The sequence below is a fragment of the Streptomyces sp. NBC_01224 genome (assembly GCF_036002945.1).
In the GTDB taxonomy this organism is placed as follows: Bacteria; Actinomycetota; Actinomycetes; order Streptomycetales; family Streptomycetaceae; genus Streptomyces.
On the sequence record NZ_CP108529.1, the window covers coordinates 9,095,492 to 9,120,936 of the forward strand.

Sequence of the window (25,445 nt, forward strand, 5' to 3'; positions counted from 1 at the left end):
GCTGCTGGACGACTTCAAGCCGTACATCTACAAGCGGTTCGCTGAGGGCTGTCACAACGCCGGCCAGCCAGATCTTCCGTGAAGTCCGCGACCAGGGTTTTCGAGGTGATCCGCCCCCGCCGCACCGGACGATGCGCAAGCCGCGCAAAGTCCTGCGGTGGATCACGACCCATCTGGACAGACTGCGGCCCGACATTGGTGGTCTACGGCCCCGAAACGGGGTAGACCCCTGCCTGAAGTCGACGTCAGTCATGGCGTCACCTCTGTCGCCTTTGCTTCCTGGAGGGTGTTACGTCCTCTTCCTCTCCTTCCTCCTCTTCTTCTTCCTCGTATTCGCCTTCTTCTTCGTCTTCAGGCTCGTCCTCGTCCTCGTAGTCTTCGTCCTCGGGCTCGTCGTCCTCAGGCTCCTCCTCGTATTCCTCGTCCTCGGACTCCTCGCCTTGTGCGTCCTCCTGCTCGGCGGCCTCTTCTTCTTCCATGGCGTCTTCGTGGGACACGATGACTTCACCGTCCCGGATTTCACCGCGCCAGCCCTCGGGCTCTTCCTGGGCGAGGGAGACGTATCGCTGAAAGTGCTTGAAGTCGAGTCGCATGCGGCGCCCTTGGGCGCGCCACAGGTTGCCCGTCTTCTCGAAGAACCCGGACGGGTAGTACTCCACGACCAGGACGATTCGAGTCAGGCTGGGTGCCAGCTCATGGAAGCTGACCGCACCACGGGTAGTTCCCTTGGCTCCCTCGGACGTCCAAACGATGCGGTCGTCGGGAATCTGTTCCTGGACAGTCGCTTTGAAGCTGCGCGAGGAAGGGCCGACTTTGACCTTCCAGTCACTGGAAATCTCATCGCTCTTCGAGACGTCGCGAACGCCCTTCGCGAAGCTGCTGAACTGGTCGTACTGCGTCCAGTGGTCGTACGCGACACGCAGGGGCACTCCCACATCGAGCACCTCGATGATGTTCATGACCTTGCCGCCGCTCGACTTGCGTTTCCCCTTTCCGCCGCCGAACGCTTCCTTGACCTTCCCCACGACTTTGTCCTTGACGCCCTTGGCTTTCTCCCCGATGAATGCCTTCAGCGGTGAGTCGCCTTGGAGAATACGGGAGCCGATCGCGGGAAGCGATCCACTCTCGGCCACATCAGTGAGCTGCCCAGTGACATCGGTCAGTTTGTCGCCCGCCTTCTCGGCGAGCCTCTCCACTTGTGCACTGAGGAAGTTGGACGCCTCTTCGCGAAGCCGGTCCGCACCCGACATTTGTGCCGTGGGCTGGTCTGTTTCCGTCCTGGTCATGACTGTCTACCTCCGACGATCGGCGCGCTTGGACGCTGCTCGCTTCGACGACGTCGTCTTCCGGGCGGCGGGCTTCTTGGCCGGAGCAGTTTTCTTCGCAGCCGTCTTCTTTGGCGGGGCCGTCTTCCGGGCGGCGGGCTTCTTGGCCGGAGCAGTTTTCTTCGCAGCCGTCTTCTTTGGCGGGGCCGTCTTCCGGGCGGCGGGCTTCTTGGCCGGAGCAGTTTTCTTCGCAGCCGTCTTCTTTGGCGGGGCCGCCTTCCGGGCGGCAGACTTCTTGGCCGTCCGAGGCTTCTCTCCGCGGGCTGGAGCGGCCTTCTTGCGTGCCGCGCCCCCTCTGGGCTGGGCTGGTTGGAGAGAACTGCGGCGCCGCTTCGGCTGCCTCTCTTCCGGCTCTTCCTCTTCCTCGTATTCTTCTTCAGGCTCTTCCTCCTCTTCCTCCTCTTCCTCAGCCTGGTCCTCTTCGTACTCGGCCTCCGGCTCTTCCTCTTCCTCTTCCTCTTCCGGTTCCTCCTCTTCCTCGTACTCCGCGCCTCCCTCTTCCTCCTCGTACTCCTCCTCGTCCCCCTCATCCTGCTTCTCGCCGAGCCGCGCCGTGCGGTCGCTGAGGGCGTCGGCCAGGGAACTCATGCCCCGGTCGGCGGCGGCAGCCACTGCCTTACGGCCTGCGTCGAAGACTTCCCCTTTCAGCTGCTCCTGCAGCTCGGCGAACTGGGGAATCTCTCCGAGTCTGCGCATCCCTTCGGCGGCAAGCTGTCGGGGTTCAAGGCCGAATCGTCTCCCTGCCAGATACGTCGCTATGGTCAGCGCCAGCCGGCCCTTCTTCGTCCGGCCCAGCACATAGCCGCCCACTACAGCGGCCGCGAGGGCCACCTTGGCTGTGTCATCCATGAGTGCGCCACCTTCGATCGTTCGGTGCGGGGCCGACCTGTGCAGCATGCAGCCGGTCGATCAGCCCTTCCTCTTCCCGGTTCGAAATCCTCCGTGCTGATATCTCCGTCTTCAAACTCCCGGTTAAGTACAGCCAGCTGGGCACTGAGCATTCCTGGGTGGTGCAGGTCGCGCTCGGCAGCGTCGTTGAGCTTCTCTGCAACCCAGATCACTCCGCGGACCGGTGTGTTGGGGAGCGTGAGAAGTCCTGTGATCAGTCCCATGTCAGACTCCGGCGGCCTGCACGTGAGTGCCTGCAGCGGCGACGACGTTGCAACAGGGCAGGCGGGCCCGCAAGACGCAGCTCGACGTGTTCGCGGTGCGCGCTTCCGAATTGCTCCGCCGCGCTTCGGAAGTCGTCGTTTTCGCCACGCGGCTGTCGTAGAAGTGTTCCCGTCGCGCGGCCGACGTTCTTCTGCCATGCATCCAAGTCTGATCGGTATCGGGCGCCTCGCACCTTGAGGAGCTGTCGGGCGCACCAGCCGGGGTGGGCGACAGTTTTGGTGATCGATGTTTTGGCGGTGTAGCGGACGACGGTGCACGAGCCCATCCTTTGCATGGCTGCGGGGTCCAGGTGCCGGTCGTATGGTCACGCTGCCAGCCGGGTGCACGAAGGGCTGTTCCACGACTGTGGTCGTGGCGTGTGCGAGTCCACGCCGGGCAAGGGCGAGCCACACGCTCCGCGTAACTGCGGCGCGCGACGTTGCAGCCAGGAGCACCACTCTCGCCGCCACCTGGCGGTCGAGCGCTCCACCCGCTATCTGATGCTCGTACATCTGCCGTGCGGCCACAGTGTCCTGGCCACCCGTAACGCTCTCGCCGCGACGGTCCAATCCCTTCCGCCGCACCTGTGGCTTTCCCTGACCTGGGACCAGGGCGTGGAGGTGGTGGCCGCCGAACTCAACAGCCGACCACGAAAGACGCTCGGCTGGGAAGCCCCAGCCGAGCGTCTCGCTAAAGCTACTGGACTCAGTCAGCTGACCAGCAGTGTTGAGACGACCCCTCGAATCCGCCAGCCACCGGGCATCGGTGGGAAGACGAACTGTTGGGGCTGGTCCTCCCGTCCTGTCGCTCACCCCGTGTCCTGGGGCATTCCTTCGACGACTTCCGCCAGTCGTCGCAGCATGCTGCGGTGCCGAATCTGCGCAAAGGCGTCGAGAACTGTGTTGTGGAGACTCCCTCCCAGTCCGCGCAGCGGATGCTCGTCGAGAATGACCAAGGTCTTGTCGCCCCACGGCCGGATGTCGAAGGCGATCCGTGCCGTACCCAACGGCCCTCCGTGCGCTTCGAGTTCCAGCGCGCGCGGCGCGTCGAGGCGACGGACCGTCGTGCGTCCGTCGAACTCCTTCGGACCCACACGCACCGTGTATTTGATCGACGATCCGACTTCCGGCCAACGCCCGTCGCCCGGGCCGGAGTCGAAGGTCCCCACCACCCAGTCCGTGTAACGGCTCTCGTCCTCCAGAACTGCCCAGAGTACGGACGGTTCCCGGGCGATGAGCTGATGACGTACAGCCATGTGTGCTCCCATCCGGGACGCTGAATTCCCGACCCTGGTAGCGATCTGCGGGCAGGGCACCAACATCCGCATCGAGCAAGCATGCGGCACCCGAGCACACCGAGATCACAGCCGCCGCTGGACATCACATGGCCGCACGGGGAGCCGGAACAAGCAGCCCTACCAGTAATGCCGTCGACCGCCCACTGCATGCCCGACGGCACCCAGGATCCAAAGAACGATGCCGATCGCGACGAGCACGATGCCGATGGTCCACAGGATCGATATGCCGGCCACCAGACCGATGACCAGTAGAATGACGCCGAGGATGATCATGGCGTCCTCCGTTCTCCCAGGTCTTTTCAGTATGCGCCTCACACATACACACGGCGATGCAGACCGCGCGAGGCGATCGTCCACCAGACCAGGGAAAAGGCCATGCCGCGAGGGCAGGCGCATCCTGCGCTTCCGCCTGGCCGTCATCGCCAGTGCGCTCGGCACCAGAGGCGCCGTGACGCAACTCATCAGCTTCCGACAACCGTCCTGGAAAGCGCGGTTCAAATCTAAGGGGCATGGCCCCGTCTGCACGAGGCTCTATGGCGGCACCTCCCACAACGGGACCCGCTCCAAGACGGTACGGACCGACGTCGGCCCATGGAGATCACCGTGCCCAGGGACCGTGAAGGCGCGTTCGAGTCGAAGATCGTACGCCAGCGGCAGAAGCCGCTGCCGGGGGGCAAGGTCCGCGGTCAATTCCCCAACGAAGGCCGCACTGAAGCGCGTCAACATGGAGATCACGTCCCCGGACTTCACCGGTAAGAGTCAAGCCCGCCGGACCATGTGTTGGAGGACCGCACTGAACGCCTTCGACATCACCTCGACGGCCGTCTCTCAGCAGTCCGCCAGAAACCTCAACAACGTGAGCTACACCGGTCGTTTGGCAGACCCGTATGAGGGCCTCACCTGTTCAGGATCACCACACACCGGCGATATCTGTCACCGATCTCCGTGGACAGATCGCCTAGGCGATGCGGCGGGTGCGGTGGCGGACTTCCCGGAGTCGGACCTCCGACGGGAGGCGGTCCAGGCCTGCCGAGTCCCGTGCGTGTGCGAGCGTTTCCCGGCTCAGTTGCTCCAGAGTTTGCGCCGGTTCCGCGTGAGGCTTCAGCAACAGCCGTACTCGTGCGGCCGGAGCAGTACGCCGACCCGTCAGCCGCACATGAGCCTGCGAGATCCCGTCCAGGACCTGCGCCTCTTCCTCGATTGCGTCCTCCAGCGCGCGGCCGTTGAGCCGGGCCGCCGGGTCGTCTTCGCTCTCGATGAGGACCTGGCCCAGCCGGTGTCTGCGCAGTTGCGCCAGAAGCCACCACAGCAGCAGCGCGAGAAGCACGGCGAGCACCGCAATGACGGCCGGCCACCACCAGTCCTCTTCCCGCCATCGGGTGCGTCCCTCGGTGCCCAGCACGACATCGTTCGGACCTCGGAAGGGCCACCAGCCCGGCACGTCGAACCCCCAGTGGCGCTGCAGATCCAGCCCACCCAGCAGCACGCCGCCACCCAGGGCGAACAGTCCAAGGCCGAGTAGCCCCAGCAGCACCCGGTTCACCGCCTTGAGCATGGGACACTTCACCCCTTCTTCGGGCGCCGGACGCGCACGTCCAGCGTGGGCTGCTGGGCGAGCCCCAAGTTCGTTGCGGCTTCGCTCAGCGCGGCGTCCAGATCCGCGTGGACCTCGTTGAGATCGCGGAAATGTGCCTGTGCCCGGGCTTTGACCTTCCGGCGGCCGACATCGACCCGTGCCGATTGCACACCGGACACCCGTACGGCCCGGTCGCGCAGAATCAGGGCGGCCGCATGGCGGTCGAGCCCGGCGCGGACCTCCCCTGTTCCGGGGATTCCGGTGGGATGCCGCATGGGTAGCAGTCCGCGCAGTCCCGGCGTCACCGCCAGCAGGAAAAGCCACAGGCCAAGGGCCATCGCCACTGCGGCCCCGACGGTCATCCAGATGTCATGCAGTGGTCGTGTGGCCAGTTCCTCGGCGAGACGCCGTCGCCAGCTCATCCCGGGCCGGTCTGCCCGCACCGAGACCACGTCGTACAGGAGCAGCCCAATGGCTGCGACGGACAGAAGCGCCACAACGGCTGCCGGGATCCGCCGCGCGGACCAGAAGCGGCGCGCCGGCCGGCCCGCTCTATGGACCGCTGCCGTCGTGCCCTTACCTGCGGGATTGCCCGCAGACGTAGTTACCTGTCCCGTACCGGAGGGAATGTCGCCATCGCCGGTCGGTTGCCGCCAGGTGTTCGCGCTCATCTCACTCTCTCCCGGTCTCCATGCCGCGAGTGCACCGAGTGCAGCCTCTCGACCGACACCGTGAGTTCGGACACGTCCATGCCGGCCCATCTCCTGAGTCGCTCGATGACCTCGCGGCGCACCGCAGCGCACTGAGCCCCGATGTCGGACGGATAGCCCAGCTCCACGGCGATGTGCATCCGTACTTCGCCAAGCGCGGCCGGACGGCTATCGGCAGGATCACCGTCCCGTCCTGCGGCGTTCTCGTTCCGCTCCGGTGCCCGCCGCACAGACGCCCTCACGCGTGGTGTCCGGCGGCCGGGCGGTACGTGGCCGGCCGACTCGGTGAACCGGCTCAGCGCCTCGCGGGCCACGTGGGAAGCAATCTTCGCAACGACTCGGTCGGAGACGGTGGTCGCACCCCGCTCCCCACGAGGAATGCCCGGACGACGATCGACGTCACTGGTCACTGCCGCCAGTCTCCCTAAGCCTGTCGCCGGTCATCGCGCATCCGCTGGTGGTCGTCACGGCGGCGGATGAAGTCACCCGGTTCGAGATCACCTTCCATCAAGCGCCCGGCGACAAGTCCGACGGCGCCCAGTACCAGCACCAGCAGGAAGGCCCAGAAGCCACCGAAGTATCCGGCGAAGCCCAGTGCCATTCCGGCAATCAAGCCGACCACAGCCTTGCTCATCACGCGCTCCTTCGCTCAAGCGGGCTGCTCCCCTTGGCTACTGAACCCGCTGCCGCTGTTCCTCTTCGTCCTCCTCGTCGGGCAGCTTCACATCGCTGACCGCGATATCGACTTCCACGACTTCCAGGCCCGCCATCCGCTCCACTGCGGAGATCACGTTCTCGCGCACGTCACTGGCCACGTCCGTGATGGAGACGCCGTAGTCGACGACGATCTCCAGATCGATGGCCGCCTGCACCTCTCCCACCTCGACGCTGACCCCGCGCGTGACGGATTTGCCACTACCGGCGCCGGGCATCCGCTCCCGCATGGAACCCATCGAGCGCGCGAATCCACTGCCCAGGGCATGGACGCCGGGCACATCGCGTGCCGCCATCCCAGCGATCTTCTCTACCACCACGTCGGCAATGGTCGTCCGACCGCGAGAGCCGGGCGCACCGCCGTGCTTTCCGCCGGTGTTCTCAGTCATCGGGCTCTTCCTCCCTGAAGGAGATCACCTAGCACTCTTTGATCGGATTATATTCGTTTTAGTGGGTTTTATCAGAGGTGCGAACCATGAGACGGGGTGGTGCAACGAGTGGCACGAAGTGCCCCTGCCCAGAGCCCCTGCGGAGTCGGGGCGCAGTGCGGGAGGGGGAGAACCGTGGCCATGGAAGAGGGTGAGAGGCCGGTGAAAACTGAGGCGTGGATGCAGGCAGTACGGCGCCAGCTCGGCCTGGGTCGGCTGCTCCCGCTCGGAGGGCCTGACGACGGGACGTGGATCACCGAGCAAGCAGCCGTCCGGGCCCTCGGGCGCACGGCCGCTGAGATTCCTGGCGTTTGGCTGGAGAGCCTGCGCATCGGACCGGCATCGCTCGGGCCCGTGTCCGAGCCGTCCGTCCGTCCGCCGGCCAGCGCGCTACCGCCTGGCCCGCTCAGGATCGAGGCCGCATTCACCGCATTTATAGGGCAGCCACTGCCCCGCACCGCGGAGCAGTTGAGGAGCACATTGCTCAACGTGGCCGCTGAACGGCTCGGCCTGGCCACCGTGGCAGTTGACCTGCGCGTCACGGATCTCCATGAGGGCCCGGAGAGAGACGTCAGGCCGCAGACCGCAGAGAACACCATGGGGCCCTCGCCGGAGGCCGCAGCCGCGCGAAGCTCGTTCCCAACGACCGGAACAGGGCCCATGAGGGGCCCCATCGGGGAGCTGGCCGACGTCGCAGCGGCTGTTCCGGGCGTGGCCCGCCTCACCCCCGTGCTGGGAAGCCACCCGGTCAAAGTGGAGCAACATGACCATCCACCAGGCCGGCACATCGAGGTCCAGCTCGCGGTCGCCCCCGGGTACCAACCACTGGAAGTAGCCCGAGCCGTCCGGGCGGCGGTAGCCGACGCAGCCACCAGTGACACCTCGGGCCCGGTAACCGCCGCCGTCCTCATCGCAGAAACCGCGGCCTAACTGTATTGATCACGAGCGTTGTTGACACTGAGGCCAGCCGCGTTTCCTTCCGCCTCGGCCGGCCGGAGCATCTGCTCGAAGGTGCCGTCCTTGGCTCAGCGGTGGAAACGGTGTGCAGTGTGGCCCACGGGCCGTATCGCTGGCACGTCCCGCCAGGGCGCCCCCGGTCCGGAACTTCCTTGCGACCCCATCGAGCGCGTTGCGGTCGTTCAGTCGCTTCCGGCCCGGCAAGGACTGTGGCAGCAGCGACCGGACAAATACCCGCTCGGAATCAGACAGTTCACGGCGACGTATCACCCGACCACGGTCCATTATTCGAGATCATTCTTCGTGACGGCAGCATCCGTCGCATGCTCCCTGGGTGGCTCACCACAGGAGGAGGGGGAGGCACGCTGGTTCGGCAGTCCGGATGCCGTGTCCAGTCGAGCTCACCGCGTCGAGCCGTGGCCAGCACAGGTGGTCGGCTCGCCGGTACCTCTTGGCTTCGAACTCTGCGACCACGGTGGGGTCGCCAGCCAGGACCGCCCCACTGCCGAAGGCATCCGTATCAGCGTTGTCTGCCTGAAGTAGAGACAGCTGTTGGCCTTGGCGCGCAGGGGGTGCGCGTCGTTCTCTTCAAGGGGCAGCTGATCATCGCGGCGCGACATGTGTTCCTGGCTCGTCGGCTCGCGACGAGTGGGGGAGCAACCCCTTCCCGCGCCGAGGATGAGGGGATGAAGTATTTGTCAGGAACTGCTCGCAGGCTGTTGGGATAAAGGTTTTGCTCAGCGTGGATGGCGCAGGGCTCACTCTTGGCCTCCGTGCGGACGCGGAAGTGCAGCCGACGGGTACGGCTGGAGGAGACCGGACCAACTGCCCGTGGGCCGGTGCCCAGCCAAGCAGGTGCTCATGTTGTGCTGTGGGGTCTGCTATCTGCAGGGCGTAGGCAGAGAAGGTCAGTTGCTGGACGACTTCCTGACGCAGGTGCTCGGCGTCTTTCGGGTTGGACGGGGCGACGACAACATCCTTCGCAACGTCTTCCTCCACGGTGGCGATGTGGGGGAGGCTGCTTCGCAGCACGCCGGAAGCGTCGTATGCCAGCTGGTTACGGGTGGTTCGCCCTCGGTTCCACCCGGGAGGTCATCCAGCTGCGCGGTAGCCTCGTCCCCCTACTTCATCGGGCCCCGCACCCGGCGGCGTTTCCGGCCCGGGGCTGTCCGCAAACTTTTGCCGTTCTGGTTTCGGGGGCCTTGCAGCAGTGGAGGGCAGAGCGAGAGAGGAGCGCGGCGCTGTCTTGGTCGGCAGCGGGAGGGGCCGGGCTGTCAGTTCCGCTCGCTGCGTCGGGCGCGGAGGACGGCCGTGGTTGCTCATCACACAGCGCCTGTCTGGGGGGGAGAAGAACGCGCTGCATCATCTCGGTTGTGAGCTCGTAGTAGGCGAAGCCGCGGGCGGTAACAGGTTCGAGCATCGTTTGCACTCCCCGGCACCCGTGGTGTGCTCGGCGTTCCCTGTACGTCTGGGCCTGCATGTGCCGCCCCGGACAGCTACATCGCCAATACGCGGGGCCCTGATGAGCCAAGTGCCTGATGTATGTCCGGATGGCGCCCTGGCCGGCGGTGCGGGATCGGGCGCGGGCACTGTGACGGTGACGCGCGCTGGAGCGTGGTCGGGGCCAGTGTGAGGGCATGAGCCTGCCACCGCCGCGCGGAGCCGACGCCCACCGTCACGAGTAGCCGTAATCCAGGCCGGCCCCAGGAAACCAAGGGCAGCAGTGTGGGCCCTGACGTGGCTGCGCCGGGGAGGTGAGCGCCGGGTCTGTCTTCGCGAGCAAGGCGCAGGTTTTGCCTCCATGGCTGTTGTCTGGGCGTCTGCACCCTCCTTCTGAGGGGCGATGAACCCGAGAAAGAGGAAAGGGACTGTCATGGGACACGGCGGCAATGTGATCGTGGAGCTCACGGCCGATCATCGTGAGCTGGAGGCACTGTTCACGCAGATCGAAGCGCAGCCCGTCGACCATCCGCAGCGGCGCGAACTGGCGGACCGGCTGACTGCGGAATTGGTACGGCACTCGGTTGCCGAGGAGTTGCACCTGTATCCGGCGGTACGCAATCACGTATCGGACGGTGCGACACTGGCGGACAAGGAACTCGCCGATCATGCCAAGGTCGAGCAGATGCTCAAGGATCTCGAAGACCTGCACGCCGTTGATCCGCAGTTCAACGACATCGTCGCTAAGCTGAAGTTCGCGGTCGCCTCCCACGTTCGCGAGGAGGAGCACGAACTGTTCCCGAGACTCGCAGCGTCCCTCCCACCCGCGAAGCTGGACGAGCTGGGGCGGCTGGTGCGCCGGGCCAAGGAGATGGCCCCCACCCGCCCCCACCCCTCGCTCCCGAACACCCCGCCCGCCAACAAGCTGCTCGTGCCCGGGGTCGGGCTGGTGGACCGCGTACGCGACCTGCTCAGCGGCCGCACGACCAAAGGCTGAACCCCAGGCCGCCAACATGCCTCGCCGTCCGTCACACAGCCGGAGGAGTATCGAATGCCGACCCTCGAAAAGATCAGGCCGGTGACCGGCGCGCCCTGCTGGGTGAATCTGATGGCGCAGGATCTGCGCGCAGCACAGTCCTTCCATACCGATGTCATCGGCTGGAAGTTCCGGGAGAGCATCCTGGGCAGCAACTTTTCGGTGGCTCTGGCCTATGGTGAACCGGTCGCCGGAATCGGATGCTGGTGGCCCTTCAGCCGTTTGGGGCCCGTACTTCGCCGGCAAGAACGCGCATGAGACGGCGGTCCGGATCGGCGAGCGCGGCGCCACGCTCGCCGTGGGGCCGCTTCCCCTGGGCGAGGGCCGCGTCGGGATCGCTGCCGACCGTGACGGTGCCGTGTTCGAATTCTGGGAAGGCCCGGTCCTGTTCTGGTCCGTGGGGCGGGGCAGTGCTCCAGCCCGGCTGGACCTGCAGACCCGCGACGCGTTCGAGGCCGCCATCTTCTACGCGGAGATCTTCGACTGGGCCCAACTGCCCGGCGGTTGCACGGTCGACTACGCGCAGGATCACGTCCTCATCCAGGCCGCGGGAGACACCGTCGCCACCCTGCGCGGCGGAGGTATCGAAACCGACCCGGACCCGAGAATCCGGCCCCCCCGGTCGATTGTGGACATCCGTGTCCAGAGCAGCAAGCAGGCCGCGGCCGCCGCCGTTGCTGCCAGGGGCGAATCCTCACCGGTTCCCTCACTCGCCGATGCCTCATTCGACGCCTTCGTCATCCGCGACTCCGATGGCGCCCTCTTCACCGTGTCCGATACCTGACGACAGCGACCCGCCGCTGGCAGAAGGAAGAGGAAGGGAGCCAAGCGTGCATACCGGACGCCAGCCCCCGTCCCCACCCTTGGACTGGACGGTCGAGCAGGGCATCGGCGAAGGCCGTCGCGCGAGCAGGCAGTGAGCCTGCCCGCCGAGGACAGCGCGCTGGCCTGCCGTCTCTGTCGTCCGGATACCGCGCTCGGCCCGCTGTGGTGCGCTGCGTCTCCGTATGCGATCACACCCGCTCCGCATGAGAATCGGATTACGGGCGGTGGCCCGGTTACGCCCTGACTCCCTGCGCAGGGGTTGGCACCCTTCCCCGGTGCTCCGGTCCGCTTCCCGACACACATAGGGTCTCGCCGCTCGTGTCCCACGGCGACGCTGTGACCTGTGGTTTCTCGCGGTGTCTCACGCCGTGTCCAGCCGGTCAGTCTCACGATCGTGTCCGAATCCTTAGGGACAGCCGAGAGGGACAAGCAGCTGACCTGCGGAGTCTCACAAGAGGACACCGGCTTGGGAGCGGGGGCGGCTACATCGAGGCGTGGAGGGCAGGTCCGGCAGGCAGGAGGAGGCTGACCGCGATCTCCCGCGGTGCGAAAATCGCCATACGGGTACTTCGACCCGATCTGGAGCTGTTGCAGGTGTGCCTGACGAGACCCGCATGGTGGCCTGTGATCCGCTTGCACGCCGACATGGATGAGTCCTCCCGTGAGCCGGTGGCGCGCAGCGGGGACCGGCCTACCGGTCCGCTCAGTGGGTATCTACGGCGAGCGCCGCGTCGATCTCTCGCAGGAAGGGCTCCAGATCGTCTGGGTTGCGCGAGGTGATGAGCGTCCAGCCATGGGAGTCGTCCTTGATGACCGGCTCGTCGTCCCATTCACCACCGGCATTGGCGATGTCTGTCCTCAGCGAGCGGTAGGACGTGAGCCTCTTACCTTCGATGACACTCGCTTCGACCAAGGTCCAGGGTCCGTGGCAGATGGCCGCTATGGGGCGACTGGACGATGTGAAGGAGCGGACGATCTCCTCGCCGATTCCTGCTGGCGCAGCGTATCGGCGTTCAACGTGCCACCTGGCACGAGCAGTAGATCGTAATCGGCCGGGTCGACGTCGCTCAGAGTGAGTTCGGGTCGGATGGTCTCGCCGGGAGCCCTGTCGCCGACCAGGGTCTGAATATCGTCCGCCGACACGGCAGCGACGTCCACGTCGGCGCCCCAGCCCCGCAGGTGTTCGAGGGGCACCAGAAGTTCGTCCTGCTCGACGCCGTAGTTCGTGACGATCGCCAGGACCCTCCGCATGCTCACGTCGTTGTCGGACATTCCCAGATCCTTTCGGGATGGAACGGTCCGGCCGGAGCGGTGTGCCGTCGCGGATGCCTCGAATCCTTGCGCCCATTGCTGCCTTGCCAGGCCTCCCGGCCCGCGGGGACCGACCGGAAACAGCGTCGGGCCCGAGCTTAACCGCCGCAGTGATGATCAAGGGGCTGCGTGGAGACTCGGCGTCGAAGACCGCGCCGCGGGGGCCGCACGACAGAGCTGTTGTGGTGATCGCCCTCCACTACCCGGCCGATGGTTCCGCCGCAATGCCGGGAGGCCACCCCCGCCGTGCCAGCATTCGGTACGGGAAGTAGAGAATCCAGCGCGGACTCGTCCGCTCGCCGCTCAGCATCGTACCGGCCGGTACGATCCGGGCTGCCACGCTGCTGACGTCCCGGAGCGGACCTCCCAGCAGCCGGGCCTGGCGCAGGCCCACTCGAGTACCTCGCCGTAGAAGATTGCATCGGATGTCTTGACCAGCATGCGCGTCCGGCGCGCCAGCGGCGAGCGTACAGCGAGTAGCCGAAGCAGGAAGCCACTGTGCTGTTCCTCAGCACATGGGCTGTGCAGGCAGATGAGGCTGCTGTTCCCGGCGTTCCATGTTCATCTAGGAGAGGCCCCGAGACCCGTCGTCGGAAGGCTGAATTCCGGCGCCCCAAGACCCGCAGCTGCCGTCCGGACCAGGTCCGAGTGAACCCGACTCCCAGCCAGATGCGGAGCTGCCCCCTGTGGCCAGGCCCTGGGTTCCACGAACTGCCCGACCGGCTAGAGCGCCGCTCTGCGGCGACACCTCACCGATTGCGGCCTCAGATTGACGGGCGCAAGGTGGAGACGTCAACCCCCTCACAGGGAAGGACGGAAGTGTCATGGGTAAGGGAAAGGCGAAAGCCAAGCAGGTCAAGGGCAAGCTGAAGGAAACCGCTGGCGGTGCCTTGGGCGACGAGCGTATGCAGGCAGAGGGCCGCGGCGAGCAAATGACGGGAAAGGCCCAGGAGACCGCAGCAAAGGCGGCTGAGCGGCTGAAGAAGTCCGGGCAGTAGGGCCTTGATCGTAGAGGGGGCCGCGAACCCGGTGCTGGCCGCGCCGTCGGCTACCGGGCTGGCTGTGGTGTCTTGCCGGACGGCCCGGCAACCACCAACTTCCGGCGCTCGGCTGTCCGGGGGCGTAGCGCAGCATGAGCATCCGGCGCCGTCGGTCGAGGAGTACGACGCAGGAGGCGATGAGTGCGTGGGGCTGGGTCTTGACCCATTCCTCGCGGGGCATTCGATGATGTCCTGGGGTAGGTCGTGCACGGTGTGCCACTCCAGGGCCAGGCACTTGTCCGGTTCCCGGTTGAGTACGGCGATACAGCCGTCGTTCGTGCGCACGCTGCGAGATCACGTCGATCGCTTCGGCGTGGCGCCCGATGGTCGAGTGTTCCGCAATGCGGCTGACGGATACGTCGATGCAGCGGCCTGCGGCAAGACGTGGGAGCGGGCCCGTAAGAAGGCCCTAGCCTCGATCTTTCGTGATTGGTCGTCAGCTTCGGCTGGCGGCCAATGCGTCGTTGTGGAGCGTGTGCGGGCATACGGGTGGCCCGATCGTCGCATCGGGTGGGCGCCGGATTCCACGGTTCCGGTCGGTGGCTCTTCTGCTCGTCGGGACGGGTTGTTGCTGGTCAGCGTGGGTTCGGGAGGGTGTCGAGCCGTCTGATCGCGTCTGTGATCACGTCGGTCCATGGCCAGTGGTGGGCGAATCGCAGGTGCCGTTGGCGGGCGGTGGTGATGAGTTGGGCAGCGGCGGAGAACAGCCGCAACCGCAGGCGGCGGGGCTCCCAGAGGCGGGGTTTGCCGGTCAGAGCGAGCATCGGCATCCAGGCGAGCAGGTCGAGGGCGAGCTGGACGATCTCCAGCCAGATCCGGTTCTGTGCGGTCTCGTGCAGGGGCAGGTTCCGCAGGCCGGTGGCCCGTGCGTTCCGAATGCGGTCCTCTGCCCTCGCCCGTCGGCGGTGCCTCAGTTCCAGGTCCGTGATCTTCCCGCCCGTCGTGTTGGTGGCGAAGCAGGTGAGCCGCAGGCCGTCGGCGTCGGTGAAGCGCAACTGGGCGCCGGGGTGGGGCCGTTCCTTGCGGACGATCAGCCGCATTCCCTTCGGCCAGCCCTTGAGTGTGTCGCCGTCGAGTTCGGCGGTCCAGGCGCCGTCGCGGATCTCGCCGCCCGGCTCGACCGCTGGGGTCCAGGCGGAGGCCGGGACCTTCAACACGGCCTGATGAATCTGCTCAGTGATGGTCATCCCGACCGAGTACGACAGCCACCGGCCCCGTTTCGTGAGCCAGGCGAGGAACTCATGGGTGCCGCCCGCGGAGTCGGTACGGATCAGTGTGGACCGGCCGCGCCGGTGACGCTTGGGGAGCTGGGCCAAAGCGAGTTGAGTGGCGGTGATGTGGTCGGCGGCGGTGTTGGATCCCGCGTTCCCCGGCCGCAACAGTGCTGCCACCGGCTCCCCGGTGCCACCGCTTCCGTGGTCGACGAAGCCCATCAGGGGGTGATGTCCAAACGACTTCTTCCAGGTCGCGGCCGCGTCCTGCTTGTCGGAGTGGGCCAGGACCAGCACTCCGTCCAGGTCCACAATCACCTGGCCGCCCCTATCCGGCGCCGCATCTTTGGCCAACGTCCAGACGTACTCGCGCACTTCGGCGCGCGCCGAGCGGATCGCGGTCAGGGCCTTGTCCCCGGCCGCGGCGAGGGTGTCGATCAGCCGGGAGACCGTTGGGTCGGAGGCCACCGGCCCGAACACGGCCGGCTCGGCCCGCAGCAGTCCCGCATCGGCCAGGCAGTCCCCGCCCAGCGCGACCGCGAGAGCCACATCCAGCAGGATCTTGCCCGGATCGTGCACCGCCCGAGGCCGCCGCCACGGCGTCAGCGCCGCCGATATCTCGGTATCCAGGCCGGTCTTACGGGCAGTCTCGACCAGCAGTACTCCGCCAGCCTGCGAGACCACCCCGCTCCCGCCGCCCTCGATGCGGACACGCGGATAGGACCCGATACGCTTCTTCACCTGAGGAGTGCTTCTTTCATGCGCCGACCTGGACCCTAGACAAGTCCCATCGTTGCAGGTCAGGAGCACTCTTCGCGTTTCCGATCACGCATCGGACACCCAGCCACGTGAAAGCCCGAGGCTAGTACTCCAGCCGTAAATCGTGATCTTCACGTTCGAGCGGCTTGCCGCCGGTAGTGGCTGGTCTGGGATCGGGCCTGGTGGCAGCGTCGCCAGTCGGACCAGCTGAGCCGGTGGACCGGGTCAAAGGCGGGCCGGATGACGAGCGTGATGAACAGCCGTTGGATCTCGTTGCAGGTGAGCGGTATGAGGGCGTCTGGTGCGGGATCGCGGTCGTGTTCGTTCGCGCGGACGACGGCGAGGAAGGCGTGCGCGAGCATGGCCAGGGTGACCCAGCGGGACCAGGACGGGTAGCGGCGGACCTGGTGCTCGTCCAAGGCCGCCAGGCCCTTGCCGGACTGGAAAAACTCCTCGACCCGCCACCTTGATCCAGCGACGCGCACCAGGGTGGTTAGCGGCACTGCGGCGGCCGGCGAGTAGCAGCGGTAGTACGCGAGTTCGCCGGTGCTGCGGTTGCGGCGGATCAGCAACTGCCGGCTCCCGGGCCGGGGGGCGGTGAGGTCGATGACGGCCCAGTCGTAGAAGCGGTGGCCCTTGGCTCCGCTCCCTGCGGACAGCTTCTGCCAGGCCCTCTTGGGCACCTTCCTGGCCAGCGTGTCCGCGCGGAACTTCCCGGCGCCTGTGGTGACTTCGTGCGAGCAGGCCACCGCGAGGACGTAGCCGGTGCCGCGTTCTTCCAGCGCGGCGCGTAGCGTCGGGTTGCCGCCGTAGACCTCGTCTCCCGCGAGCCAGGCGGCCCGGTGGCCGGCGTCCAGGAATCGGGTGACCATGCGGGCGGCAAGCTGCGGTTTGGTCGCGAATTCGGTCTTGTCACCGAGTCCGGCGGCCCGGCAGCGGTCGGGGTCCGAGGTCCAGGAACGCGGAACGTACAGTTCCCGGTCTACCGCGGCGTGTCCGCGGCGGCCGGCGTAGACGAGATAGACGGCGACCTGCGCGTTCTCGATCCTGCCCGCGGTGCCGGTGTACTGGCGCTGGACACCGACGGTGTCGGTGCCCTTCTTCACGTCGCCGGTCTCGTCGACCACCAGAACCGCCTGGTCGTCCCGCAGATGCTCCACCACGTAGGCCCGCACGTCGTCGCGGACCTGGTCGGCGTCCCACTTGGCCCGCCCGAGCAGGTGCTGCATGCCGTCCGGGGTGCTCTCTCCGGCCCACTCTGCGATGGTCCAGCAGTTTTTGCGCGGCAGGTCCGACAGCAGCCCGAGCACCAACCGCCCGACCCGACGTCGGGGTTCGACCCGTGTGAACCGGCCCGCGATCCGGGCCATCAGGCCCTCGAACGCCTCCTGCCAGCGGGCAGGGTCTACGCTGTGACCTGCGGCCACCGCATGATCTTCAGTCTTCACACACCGATGATCAACGGTGGCCGCACCCGTCTCCACAGCGCGTCAGGGTCGCGCAGCGTCTGCCTGCCGTCATGTGTCTGGAGGACTTGTGCAACGTGGCGAAGTCTGGTGGGTCCAGTTCGACGAGCGGAGGTTGGTCGTACTGCTGTCGGGAGACGACACGTCCGGGATCCGGGTGATGCAGGTCGTCGCTCCGGCGGGCGTCGACATCAGCGGTCTGGGCATCGAAGTGACGGTCGGCGCCGGTGAAGGACTGCCGTTCGAAGGCGTGCTGCGGCTCGCGTTCCCGCGTCCAGGCTTCACCCCGTGCACGTGGCTGACCACTGTGTCCCGGGACGACCTGATAGAGCGGGCGGCCGTCCTGTCCTCCGTGAAGCTCAGCGAGATTGACGACGCCCTCCGACTCGCTGAACAAGCGCAGGAGCGGACCCCGGCCACGACCGCGAAGCTCAGCGAGATAAGGGATGCCCTCCGTCTCGGTGAACTCGGGTAGACGGAGAAGGAGCCGACGCCCGCGACGGCGTGGGCGATCTCGGGCGAGATGATCGACGCTGGCCACCTGCCGCCTCGGCGCCCCTCACCACCGAGATCACGATCTACGGCTGGAGTATTAGCCAAACCGGCGATCGTGACGACCATTGAGGGTGTTCGCAGCGGCTGTGCTTGGCGGTGGAGCCGTTCGGACACTATGGCCCTTCATTTCGGCGCCCAGCAGTCCCCGTAACTGACAGCGCCTGCCCATCATCTGTGGCGGAGTGGGTGCAAGTCGCGCGCTGCCGCCTGGGCGGCCGACGAATTCAGAATACCCGAGGAAACATCAATGGCTCGTCCACCTGCGCTCAAGCTCGCCGAGGTCCTAGCGGAAATCCGGATGAGCCCGTCGGCCTTCTACCGCCTACGCGCTCGCGGTCAGGCACCCCGAATTATCAAGCTGCCCAACGGTGAACTGCGCTGCCGCCGCGTCGATCTGGATGCGTGGTGGGAGGCGTGTGAAAGGGATACGCCCGGATGGCGATGAGTTATAACGTCCGCTTCTGGGAGATACGCGAGCGCCCAGACCGGCGCAAGCCTTTCCAGATTCGGTGGACGGTTAACGGGCGAGAGAAGTCCGAGTCCTTCATCACGTTCGCGCTTGCTGATAGCCGACGCGCGAAGCTGATGACAGCTGCGCGCGAGGGTGAGCCGTTTGATGAGCACACCGGTCTGCCGGCATCCGAGTTGCGGGCCATCAAGCAGCGAACTACGTGGTATGACCTGGCGCACGAATACATCGAGCAAAGATGGGAGCGCACGCCAGGGAACACCCGCCGCACCCTGGCTGATGCCTTCGCCACGGTCACGCCCGCCCTCGTGCGCCCCGGCGCAACGTTTTCCGATCCGCGGGTACTACGGCGTGCCCTGTACTCGTGGGCATTCAACAAGAAAGCCTGGCAGTGCGAGCCCACCGAGGAGTGGCTCCACGCGCTGGACTGGATGAAGCGGAACTCGCTGCCGGTCAGCGCCCTCGCGGAGGCCGACGTTCTGAGGCGGGCCCTCGACGCGATGTGCCGCAAACTGGACGGCAAGGCGGCTGCGGCCAAGACAGCCCGACGCAAGAGGGCTGCGTTCAACGAAGCTCTCAACACTGCGGTGGAGAAGGGGTACTTCGCGGAAAACCCCCTCAACGGTCTACGGTGGAAAGCGCCAGCAGTCAATGAAGAGGTGGATCCGGCCGCCGTTCCCAATCCGGCCCAGGTGCTTCGCCTGCTCGAGTCCGTTGCTCGCCAGCGGGGGCGGGGTCCTCATCTTGAGGCGTTCTTCGGCTGCATGTACTTCGCGGCTATGCGGCCAGCTGAGGTCATCCATCTTCGGATCGATCAATGCCACTTGCCGAAGACTGGATGGGGGATGCTCAACCTCTCGGGCGGGGTTGTCACGTCTGGCAAGGAGTGGACCGACAACGGAGAGGTGCACGAGGTGCACTCGCTCAAGCGTCGCGCGGCAAGCGCGACGCGACCTATTCCCATCCCGCCGCAATTCGTACGCATGCTGCGTGCCCATGTGAAACGGTTCGATGTGGCACCCGACGGTCGACTCTTCCGGAACCAGGCTGGCAACTGCGTGGACGCTGCCGCCTACGGCATCACGTGGGCGCGGGCCCGGGAGCACGCCCTGACTCGTACCGAGCGGACTTCTCGCCTGGCCAAGCGACTTTACGATCTCCGGCACGCCGGGATCTCGTTCTGGCTCTACTCCGGAGTGGACCCGGCCGAATGCGCCCGCCGCGCCGGTCAGAGCATCGAGGTTCTCTTTCGCCACTACGCCAAGTTCCTCGACGGCCTTCGAGAGCAGGCGAACCGCCTCATCGAGCAGTCCATGAACGAGTGGCAGCGCGTCAACCAAGGTGACGCACCCGAGGGCTGAACTGGAGGTTTGGTCCGTGACTGGTCCGGAAGCACTGGTCGGGAGGGGTACAGCAGTGGGAGGAAATGGGAGTTAGCACGCAAGCCGGGCTCGATCGAGAGCGGGCTGAGTGAAAGGCGCCTGACGGGTGAAAGCCCAGGTCAGGCGCCTTTTCTCGTGCGTCTAGAAGAAGCCGAGCTTCTTCGGCGAGTACGACACCAGAAGATTCTTCGTCTGCTGGTGGTACACGTCATGCATGTCGCTGACCAGCGGAAACGTTGAATCTTTCGTTCCTCGTGGGCGAGGTGGTCCGGGAATGGCCCGGATCTTGGTGCCATTCGGCGGTGGTTCGCTTCGTATGCGAGGCAGAAAAGGACAGGGCGAGCAGTGAGAGCCCCGGTTGCTGCAATGCGTCCGCGGCCCTTGAGCTGGGACTCGCCTGTGGCGCGCCCAAGCGATGGTGTAAACGTTTAAAGCCTCACGGACCGTCAGGGCCCTGCCGGCGCCGAGGACATCGCCCCCGCTGGTACGCCGGGTCACCATCGTCTGGAGGGCGAGCAGCGGCTCAAGGGGAACCCGACGGGTGGTCGGACGAGCCCGCGACGACGATGCGGGCGTCCAGAAAGGAGCGGTGGTCACTGACCCGTGCGGCGCGCGCGTCACCGTGGTAGCGGCGCAGTTTGGAGCCCCCCGTGGACGAATGCGCCGAACGACACCGGGGTGACCTCGGCGGCGCGGATCCGCTGGACCAGCTTCTCGTCGACGGGGGAGCAGTGCTCGATGCGGTGGTTGATCCGCTGCTCGGGGTGGGCGGCGCGGGCCGCCTCGATGGCGTCGAGGACCCGGGTGTCGGCCTCGCCGTCCAGGGTGGTGATGCGGCGGGCCCGGACGATGCGAACAGGCGTGGGAGGGGCGACGGGGCGTGCTGCCTGTTGGTCGCGGTGGTCATACGTGCGGTTTCCTTCTTGTTCCTCGTTCCCGTGCGGCCGGACACGTCTACGAGGGCGGTGGCCGGACGGGAACGAGGGGGCGGTGCGGTGGTGTGGCGACGACCGGCGGACGGCCGCTCGTGACGGTGCGTCTTCGGGAAGGGACTGCAAGGTGAGCACACGGGTGTCGGGGCCGATGAACGGTGCGCGCTGCCGGCCGCCGTGCGAGTCTCGACAACTCTTCCGAGACGCGTGGCCGTCAGGACAGGACCTCGTGATCGCCACCGGATGAGGGCGGGGAGGTCAACGTGGCCAGGTAGTCATCAAGGAGCTCGGCCTGGCGGTGGGGTGGGAACGCCGGGGGGTCGAATAGCGCCTGTACCACCAGACCGAGCACGAAGGACTGGGCGCCGGCCGCGATGCGGGCCGGGTCGCCATCGGGCAGTTCGCCGAGCTGTTGGGCTGCGGCGACCAGGTCGCGCAGCTTTTCGCGGCTCTGCGCGTACTTGCGGGCGTAATCGCCGCTCAACTCGGGGTTGGCGAGCGCGGCATCCCAGGAGGACACCCAGATCCGGTTGCTCTCGGTGGCCTCGTCAGTCAGCGGCAGGATGTCCAGCAGCGCGGCCCTCACGGCGGACAGGCCTTTGTCGGCGGCGCGCCGGGGGCGGGAGGCACTTCGCCGTTCGAGCAGGTCGAGGGCGTACGCAACCAGGTCGCGTTTGGCGGGGAAGTAGTGGGTGAGCAGGCCGGTGGTGGCATCGAGCTCGGCGGCGACGGCTCGCATGGTCAATCCACCGAAGCCGTGAGCGACCAACACCCGCCAGACCGCCTCGGAGACATCGCGTCGGCGAGCCTCATGGTTCCCCTTGGTGCGTGGCATGCTGCTACGGTACATAACCGTAACGCTTGTTATGTGAATGGGGTCATCATGTTTTCCCTTTCTTTGCGGGACAACGCCCGCCTCCGCCCGCTGGAGATATGGCATGCCGAGGAGTTCGCGGCCCACCTGGACCGGGCTCGCGAGCACATCCGGCCGTGGGTCGGGCCGGGGTTCGTCACCGACGACCTCGACGGGGCGCGGGCCACACTGCGCCGGTACGCCGAGCGTCAGGCCGCGGACGGCGGCCGCCTCTTCGGTATCTGGCTCGACGGAACGCTGGTCGGCGGCGTGATGTTCGTGGACTTCGACGCCGGCTTCGGTTCCTGCGAGATCGGCTGCTGGCTGGAGCCGGCCGTCGAGGGTCATGGCCTGGTCACAGAGGCGTGCCGCGCGCTGCTGGAGTGGGCGTTCGCCTCCCGGGGGATGCATCGCGCCGAGTGGCACTGCCGAGCCGACAACGAGCGCAGCTCTGCGGTGGCCCGGCGGCTCGGTATGACGCTCGAAGGCGTACGGCGCGAGTACTGGCCCTACGGCGGCACCCGTCACGACAAGCAGATGTGGGCGATCCTCGCCCCCGAATGGCGAAACCATCACCAGTGACCGGGATCCCCGCCACGCACCCACGGCGGTGGCTGTGGGCCAACGCGGTGGGTGCTCACTCACGTGCAGCGGACTACGGAAGTCGTGGTCCAACATCTGACTGCGGCCGGGTGAGCAGGGCGGGTCCGACACCGCGCGGGCAGTGTGGGTGTGAACTGGGTGCGGACCTCGTCATGGTGGCAGATCAGCCGTGTCACAACACTTGGTCGAGTGGTTCCCGAACGTGGGCGGGATGGCGGTTCAGACTCTCGTCCGCCTCGACAGGACCGTCGAGCAGGACCGCGTGCCCGGGGCACCCCGACCTGAGCTGAATCGGATTTTGTAGCGACTCTGAAGCCAGGCGAGATCGCCTCGGCGGATGGGAGAACACAGGTCCGATGCCTGCACCGGCCGCACACGGCTGGACGGACGATCAGGTGTGGACCGTCGCCCGGGTACGCACACTGATCGGGCGAAAGTTCCACATCTCCTACAGCTTCTCCGGCGTCACCCGGCTGCTGCACCGGATGGGCTACAGCGTGCAGATGCCCGCCCGGCCCGCCGCCGAACGCGACGAAGACGCGATTACTGCATGGCGGAAGGCGACCTGGCAGGAGGTAAAAACCTCCGGACGGCGACCGGCGCGTTCATCTGCTTCGAGGATGAATCGGGCGTAACCGGTCGGCCGCCCAAGGGCCGCACCTGGGGCCAGCGCGGGATCACCCCGACGGTGCGTGTGCCCGGGTGCAGCCGTGGCCGCCTCTCGGTGGCCGGGCTGCTGTGCATCAGGCCGGGCCTGCCCACCCGCCTGTGCCGACACGCCGGCCGCAAGGGCGAGTGCCGCTCGCTGAGCGAGATGGACTACATCCGCCTGCTCGACGGCGCCCACCGGGACTGCGCCAGGTCCAGTACCAGCCCGACCTTATTGACGGATGCCTTGCCGGCACTGGACTCACCCTGACGACACCACGCCTACGAGCTCAGTGACCGCCGACCTCGATCACGTAGTCGCGCCGCGCTGTCGGCAGACCGGAGCTCTGGTACGCCGTGACCGTGAACGGCGCCGCTCCCGCCCTGACCGGTGTCCCCACGATTCCGCCGGTGTCCGCATTGAGCACGAGGCCCGCGGGCAAGGTCCCCGAGGTCACCGCGTAGCGCGTGGTCGCCGGCGTGTTGGTCTTCACGGTCGCCTCGTACAGGGCTCCCTTGGCTGCCGCGGGCAGCGGTCCGGCGTCGAGCTCCGGGGTCGGGGCGACGACGGCCTGGGGGGCGCCGACCGGCTTGCCGTCGGCGTCCAGCTCCTGCAGGGACCAGCGCTTGCCCGGCTCGACCGCGCTCAGGTGCCAGTTCGTCTTCAGGTCGCGGAACCGCGCCTGCTGCTCCGCGGTGAACGCGCCCAGGTTGCGTGCCGTCTCCCATTGCTGAATGGCGTCGAGCAGCCGCGTGGTGTTCTCGCCGCCCGATTCGAGGCGGGAGACCGAGCTCTGGAAACCCGTCCCGGCGTTCAGGCCTGCGCCTCGGGCCAGCTTCCACTCCATGGTGAGCAGACTGTCCGAGCCGTTGAGGCTGATCCAGCCGAGCATGCCGGGGAGGTAGTTCGCCTGGAGGTACTTGTTGTTGGCGAACACCTGCTCCATCGAGGTGCTGCCGACCTCACCCCAGCTGGCCCGGGTCAGCGCGTCCCAGGTGTTCGAGGTCATCCGGCTGGTCTCGGAGATGAATCCGTCCTTGGCATCGATGCGCCGGAACGTCTTGTTCACCAGGTGCGCCATGCCGTAGGCGCCCCAGCCGGACTCCGATGCCGACTCCAGGCCGTCCCACGACATACCGGTGATGCCGGTGGTGTTCCAGGCGGTGGTCAGCCGGTCGCTGATCTCGTCGAGGACGGCATGGCCGCCGATCGCGCCGCCGTAGCTGTTGGCCATGACCCGGGCGGTGTGGTCGCCCTCAGGGTGTGCGACCGCGACCGATCCCCATCGCGCGCGCTGCACGCCGGTCAGCTTCCACTCCTTCCCCACCTGCTCGGCCGCTCCGTAGCTGACGAACTCGTCCCCGATGCGCAGGAGGCTGTAGCTGGGTCCCGCGGCGAGCAGCGCGCCGTCGTCCAGGTACACGGTGGTGTCGTCCGCCGTCAGTGGACGGGTGAGCAAGGCGGTGCCTCCCATCGCGAGCCGGTCGTCGGCGGGCGGCTTGAGGTAGGCGTCCCGCGGGAACCAGGCCCAGTTGTAGGGCTCGTCGCCGGTGCTGATGAAGTCCGACAGAGTGTGTACGCCGAGCTGTACACCGTTCGCCCGGGCGCTGTCCACGGCCGCCGCGGCCCCGGCGTCGCTGCCGCCCAGGCTGGAGTCGAACTGGTAGTGGCCGCTGGACTTCCATGGGCCGTAGCTGCTGGTGAGTGAGTAGATGCGGTTCATACCGGCCGCCTTGGCGAACCGGGCCGCCGCCGGAATGTTGCCGGTCTCCAGGTCGCCGAGCACCAGCCATGACTGGCTGCTCGCCTGGGAGGCCTTCTGCCACTGCCCGCTCAGCTTCGGGTAGGGCAGCTTCTCACCCTTCGCGATGTTGGACAGGATCGTCGGCGTCGCCTCGGGCGAGGCTCCGAAGAGTGCGATCTTGGAACCGGCGATCCTGCCGTCGCGGCCGGGCAGCGGTCCGACCGGGATCGGATAGCCGCGTACCTTGCGGTGGCGTTCCTTGGTGTAGTCGAAGGTGAAGGCGCGCAGTACGGAACCCCAGGGGGTCGCGCCTGCCGCGCTCCATTCCTCCAGGGAGCCCACGCTCACGTGGTCCGGATCGTGGTTGACCTCGTTCTCCCAGCCCATGTCCTGGTCCTCCTGCGGCCAGGCGCCCTCGGTACGGTCGGTCAGCGGTCGGAGCCCGATGGCGAAATCGTCGTCGCGGACCACGCCCACCGATGTACCGACCGTCTGGGAGATCGATGTGGCCAGTGGACCCCAGAGCAGGGTCTGCACATCGACGCCCTTCGGCACGTCGACGGCGACCGCTTCGAACGTGGTGTAGCCCCCGCGACTGCTGACCAGCTTCACCTGGATCTTCCAGTGCGCGGCCTTGTTCCGGAACGTGAGCATCTGGCCACCGGGTCCGGAACGGTCAACCGTGGTCGGCCTCTGCTGCTTGCCGTCGACGACCAGGCTGACCAGGGACGCCGCATGACCGGGCGCGAGGTGGTCGACCCCGGTCCTGACGTCCTCCAGACCCACGACCGTCCCTGTCCTGTCGAGCTCCAGCTCCAGATAGCCGGCCTGGATCTCGATCGACGGAGTCGTTCCGCCAGGTCGTGCTTGCGCCGGCTGTGCGCCGACCGCGGGCAGAATGCCGGCGGTCAGCACCGCGAACGCCAGGGCACCGGCCGTCCGCCGACGCCGTTCGGGCCTCCTCCGAGGGGGCTGGGATCCGACTATGAGTTCTGAGAACCGCATGATGTT

The 25,445-nt window shown here is 66.9% G+C and carries 23 protein-coding genes and 4 pseudogenes; 12 read left to right on the top strand and 15 right to left on the bottom strand.

Translation table 11 applies throughout. From position 1 onward, the window contains the following. Positions 1-257 precede the first annotated feature (257 nt). Genes OG609_RS41330 through OG609_RS41340 form a run of 3 tightly spaced genes read right to left on the bottom strand, consistent with a single transcriptional unit; the run spans position 258 to position 2,989 of the window. Positions 258-1,286 carry an SRPBCC family protein gene (locus OG609_RS41330; protein WP_327277473.1) on the bottom strand — a complete coding sequence of 343 codons (1,029 nt, stop codon included), beginning with the start codon at positions 1,284-1,286 and terminating at the stop codon, positions 258-260. A gap of 6 nt (positions 1,287-1,292) precedes the next feature. Beyond that, positions 1,293-2,174, bottom strand: coding sequence for a histone protein (locus OG609_RS41335; protein WP_327277474.1), 882 nt, complete (start codon positions 2,172-2,174; stop codon positions 1,293-1,295). Next, positions 2,135-2,989, bottom strand: coding sequence for a gas vesicle protein GvpG (locus OG609_RS41340; RefSeq protein WP_327278360.1), 855 nt, complete (start codon positions 2,987-2,989; stop codon positions 2,135-2,137). Before OG609_RS41340 ends, OG609_RS41335 begins: the two co-directional genes overlap by 40 nt. Here OG609_RS41340 and OG609_RS41345 point away from each other — a divergent pair. After that, positions 2,954-3,172: pseudogene (locus OG609_RS41345) on the top strand (IS30 family transposase); the annotation flags it as partial. The gene OG609_RS41340 and the pseudogene OG609_RS41345 overlap by 36 nt on opposite strands. A gap of 113 nt (positions 3,173-3,285) precedes the next feature. On the opposite strand, the gene OG609_RS41350 reads toward OG609_RS41345, so the two are convergent. Further along, positions 3,286-3,732 (bottom strand): SRPBCC family protein, encoded by a 447-nt coding sequence (locus tag OG609_RS41350; protein WP_327277475.1) that lies wholly within the window; start codon positions 3,730-3,732, stop codon positions 3,286-3,288. 159 nt (positions 3,733-3,891) lie between these two features. Further along, positions 3,892-4,047: a DUF6131 family protein gene (locus tag OG609_RS41355; protein ID WP_164495245.1), complete on the bottom strand. Its 156-nt coding sequence runs from the start codon at positions 4,045-4,047 to the stop codon at positions 3,892-3,894. 402 nt (positions 4,048-4,449) lie between these two features. On the opposite strand from OG609_RS41355, the pseudogene OG609_RS46540 reads away from it, so the two are divergent. Further along, positions 4,450-4,665 (top strand): annotated as a pseudogene (locus OG609_RS46540) (hypothetical protein); the annotation flags it as partial. A 67-nt stretch (positions 4,666-4,732) separates the two neighbouring features. Here the strand turns inward: OG609_RS46540 and amaP are convergent. The 4 genes from amaP to OG609_RS41375 form a co-directional block, all read right to left on the bottom strand. Further along, on the bottom strand, positions 4,733-5,329 hold the full coding sequence (gene amaP, locus OG609_RS41360) for an alkaline shock response membrane anchor protein AmaP (protein ID WP_327277476.1): 597 nt from the start codon (positions 5,327-5,329) through the stop codon (positions 4,733-4,735). Positions 5,330-5,337: 8 nt separating this feature from the next. After that, positions 5,338-6,021 (bottom strand): DUF6286 domain-containing protein, encoded by a 684-nt coding sequence (locus OG609_RS41365; RefSeq protein WP_327277477.1) that lies wholly within the window; start codon positions 6,019-6,021, stop codon positions 5,338-5,340. 463 nt (positions 6,022-6,484) lie between these two features. Then, the gene (locus OG609_RS41370; protein ID WP_327277478.1) at positions 6,485-6,694 is read right to left on the bottom strand and encodes a hypothetical protein; all 210 of its coding nucleotides are present in this window, start codon (positions 6,692-6,694) and stop codon (positions 6,485-6,487) included. Between the two features lie 37 nt (positions 6,695-6,731). Next, on the bottom strand, positions 6,732-7,163 hold the full coding sequence (locus OG609_RS41375) for an Asp23/Gls24 family envelope stress response protein (protein WP_114243073.1): 432 nt from the start codon (positions 7,161-7,163) through the stop codon (positions 6,732-6,734). Between the two features lie 699 nt (positions 7,164-7,862). Here OG609_RS41375 and OG609_RS41380 point away from each other — a divergent pair. The 4 genes from OG609_RS41380 (at position 7,863) to OG609_RS41395 (ending at position 11,419) form a co-directional block, all read left to right on the top strand. Beyond that, a complete protein-coding gene (locus tag OG609_RS41380; RefSeq protein ID WP_327277479.1) occupies positions 7,863-8,132 on the top strand; it encodes a hypothetical protein in 270 nt (89 codons plus the stop codon). A 1,900-nt stretch (positions 8,133-10,032) separates the two neighbouring features. Next, entirely contained in the window at positions 10,033-10,596 is a 564-nt protein-coding gene (locus tag OG609_RS41385) for a hemerythrin domain-containing protein (protein WP_327277480.1), read from the top strand. A 54-nt stretch (positions 10,597-10,650) separates the two neighbouring features. Then, positions 10,651-10,893 carry a hypothetical protein gene (locus OG609_RS41390; protein ID WP_327277481.1) on the top strand — a complete coding sequence of 81 codons (243 nt, stop codon included), beginning with the start codon at positions 10,651-10,653 and terminating at the stop codon, positions 10,891-10,893. Between the two features lie 40 nt (positions 10,894-10,933). After that, entirely contained in the window at positions 10,934-11,419 is a 486-nt protein-coding gene (locus tag OG609_RS41395; protein ID WP_327277482.1) for a hypothetical protein, read from the top strand. A gap of 744 nt (positions 11,420-12,163) precedes the next feature. Here the strand turns inward: OG609_RS41395 and OG609_RS41400 are convergent. Continuing rightward, positions 12,164-12,732: pseudogene (locus OG609_RS41400) on the bottom strand (type 1 glutamine amidotransferase domain-containing protein). Positions 12,733-13,595: 863 nt separating this feature from the next. On the opposite strand from OG609_RS41400, the gene OG609_RS41405 reads away from it, so the two are divergent. Next, positions 13,596-13,769, top strand: a complete 174-nt coding sequence (locus OG609_RS41405) for a CsbD family protein (RefSeq protein ID WP_114243069.1) — start codon at positions 13,596-13,598, stop codon at positions 13,767-13,769. Between the two features lie 617 nt (positions 13,770-14,386). Here the strand turns inward: OG609_RS41405 and OG609_RS41410 are convergent. Beyond that, on the bottom strand, positions 14,387-15,763 hold the full coding sequence (locus OG609_RS41410) for an IS1380 family transposase (RefSeq protein WP_327271204.1): 1,377 nt from the start codon (positions 15,761-15,763) through the stop codon (positions 14,387-14,389). 149 nt (positions 15,764-15,912) lie between these two features. Next, positions 15,913-17,151 carry an IS701 family transposase gene (locus OG609_RS41415; RefSeq protein WP_327278361.1) on the bottom strand — a complete coding sequence of 413 codons (1,239 nt, stop codon included), beginning with the start codon at positions 17,149-17,151 and terminating at the stop codon, positions 15,913-15,915. 166 nt (positions 17,152-17,317) lie between these two features. On the opposite strand from OG609_RS41415, the gene OG609_RS41420 reads away from it, so the two are divergent. The 3 genes from OG609_RS41420 (at position 17,318) to OG609_RS41430 (ending at position 19,632) form a co-directional block, all read left to right on the top strand. After that, on the top strand, positions 17,318-17,722 hold the full coding sequence (locus OG609_RS41420; protein WP_023547126.1) for an mRNA interferase PemK: 405 nt from the start codon (positions 17,318-17,320) through the stop codon (positions 17,720-17,722). A 327-nt stretch (positions 17,723-18,049) separates the two neighbouring features. After that, a complete protein-coding gene (locus OG609_RS41425; RefSeq protein WP_327277483.1) occupies positions 18,050-18,247 on the top strand; it encodes a helix-turn-helix transcriptional regulator in 198 nt (65 codons plus the stop codon). Beyond that, entirely contained in the window at positions 18,238-19,632 is a 1,395-nt protein-coding gene (locus tag OG609_RS41430) for an integrase (RefSeq protein ID WP_327277484.1), read from the top strand. Before OG609_RS41425 ends, OG609_RS41430 begins: the two co-directional genes overlap by 10 nt. Before the next feature lie 638 nt (positions 19,633-20,270). On the opposite strand, the gene OG609_RS41435 is transcribed toward OG609_RS41430, so the two are convergent. Together OG609_RS41435 and OG609_RS41440 are read right to left on the bottom strand one after the other, a co-directional pair. After that, a complete protein-coding gene (locus OG609_RS41435; protein ID WP_327277485.1) occupies positions 20,271-20,720 on the bottom strand; it encodes a hypothetical protein in 450 nt (149 codons plus the stop codon). A 79-nt stretch (positions 20,721-20,799) separates the two neighbouring features. After that, the gene (locus OG609_RS41440; protein ID WP_327277486.1) at positions 20,800-21,420 is read right to left on the bottom strand and encodes a TetR/AcrR family transcriptional regulator; all 621 of its coding nucleotides are present in this window, start codon (positions 21,418-21,420) and stop codon (positions 20,800-20,802) included. A gap of 48 nt (positions 21,421-21,468) precedes the next feature. On the opposite strand from OG609_RS41440, the gene OG609_RS41445 reads away from it, so the two are divergent. After that, positions 21,469-22,020: a GNAT family N-acetyltransferase gene (locus OG609_RS41445; protein WP_327277487.1), complete on the top strand. Its 552-nt coding sequence runs from the start codon at positions 21,469-21,471 to the stop codon at positions 22,018-22,020. A 389-nt stretch (positions 22,021-22,409) separates the two neighbouring features. Next, positions 22,410-22,888, top strand: a pseudogene (locus tag OG609_RS46545) (winged helix-turn-helix domain-containing protein); the annotation flags it as partial. Positions 22,889-22,979: 91 nt separating this feature from the next. Here the strand turns inward: OG609_RS46545 and OG609_RS41460 are convergent. Further along, a complete protein-coding gene (locus tag OG609_RS41460) occupies positions 22,980-25,439 on the bottom strand; it encodes an Ig domain-containing protein (RefSeq protein WP_327277489.1) in 2,460 nt (819 codons plus the stop codon). Between the last annotated feature and the right edge of the window lie 6 nt (positions 25,440-25,445).

What these genes read in the sequence shown, in the direction of transcription:
- OG609_RS41330 (WP_327277473.1), bottom strand. Translation starts at nt 1,286, where the DNA reads ATGACCAGGACGGAAACAGACCAGCCCACGGCACAAATGTCGGGTGCG.
- OG609_RS41335 (WP_327277474.1), bottom strand. Translation starts at nt 2,174, where the DNA reads ATGGATGACACAGCCAAGGTGGCCCTCGCGGCCGCTGTAGTGGGCGGC.
- OG609_RS41340 (WP_327278360.1), bottom strand. Translation starts at nt 2,989, where the DNA reads ATGTACGAGCATCAGATAGCGGGTGGAGCGCTCGACCGCCAGGTGGCG.
- OG609_RS41350 (WP_327277475.1), bottom strand. Translation starts at nt 3,732, where the DNA reads ATGGCTGTACGTCATCAGCTCATCGCCCGGGAACCGTCCGTACTCTGG.
- OG609_RS41355 (WP_164495245.1), bottom strand. Translation starts at nt 4,047, where the DNA reads ATGATCATCCTCGGCGTCATTCTACTGGTCATCGGTCTGGTGGCCGGC.
- amaP (WP_327277476.1), bottom strand. Translation starts at nt 5,329, where the DNA reads ATGCTCAAGGCGGTGAACCGGGTGCTGCTGGGGCTACTCGGCCTTGGA.
- OG609_RS41365 (WP_327277477.1), bottom strand. Translation starts at nt 6,021, where the DNA reads ATGAGCGCGAACACCTGGCGGCAACCGACCGGCGATGGCGACATTCCC.
- OG609_RS41370 (WP_327277478.1), bottom strand. Translation starts at nt 6,694, where the DNA reads ATGAGCAAGGCTGTGGTCGGCTTGATTGCCGGAATGGCACTGGGCTTC.
- OG609_RS41375 (WP_114243073.1), bottom strand. Translation starts at nt 7,163, where the DNA reads ATGACTGAGAACACCGGCGGAAAGCACGGCGGTGCGCCCGGCTCTCGC.
- OG609_RS41380 (WP_327277479.1), top strand. Translation starts at nt 7,863, where the DNA reads ATGAGGGGCCCCATCGGGGAGCTGGCCGACGTCGCAGCGGCTGTTCCG.
- OG609_RS41385 (WP_327277480.1), top strand. Translation starts at nt 10,033, where the DNA reads ATGGGACACGGCGGCAATGTGATCGTGGAGCTCACGGCCGATCATCGT.
- OG609_RS41390 (WP_327277481.1), top strand. Translation starts at nt 10,651, where the DNA reads ATGCCGACCCTCGAAAAGATCAGGCCGGTGACCGGCGCGCCCTGCTGG.
- OG609_RS41405 (WP_114243069.1), top strand. Translation starts at nt 13,596, where the DNA reads ATGGGTAAGGGAAAGGCGAAAGCCAAGCAGGTCAAGGGCAAGCTGAAG.
- OG609_RS41415 (WP_327278361.1), bottom strand. Translation starts at nt 17,151, where the DNA reads ATGGCCCGGATCGCGGGCCGGTTCACACGGGTCGAACCCCGACGTCGG.
- OG609_RS41425 (WP_327277483.1), top strand. Translation starts at nt 18,050, where the DNA reads ATGGCTCGTCCACCTGCGCTCAAGCTCGCCGAGGTCCTAGCGGAAATC.
- OG609_RS41430 (WP_327277484.1), top strand. Translation starts at nt 18,238, where the DNA reads ATGGCGATGAGTTATAACGTCCGCTTCTGGGAGATACGCGAGCGCCCA.
- OG609_RS41440 (WP_327277486.1), bottom strand. Translation starts at nt 21,420, where the DNA reads ATGCCACGCACCAAGGGGAACCATGAGGCTCGCCGACGCGATGTCTCC.
- OG609_RS41445 (WP_327277487.1), top strand. Translation starts at nt 21,469, where the DNA reads ATGTTTTCCCTTTCTTTGCGGGACAACGCCCGCCTCCGCCCGCTGGAG.
- OG609_RS41460 (WP_327277489.1), bottom strand. Translation starts at nt 25,439, where the DNA reads ATGCGGTTCTCAGAACTCATAGTCGGATCCCAGCCCCCTCGGAGGAGG.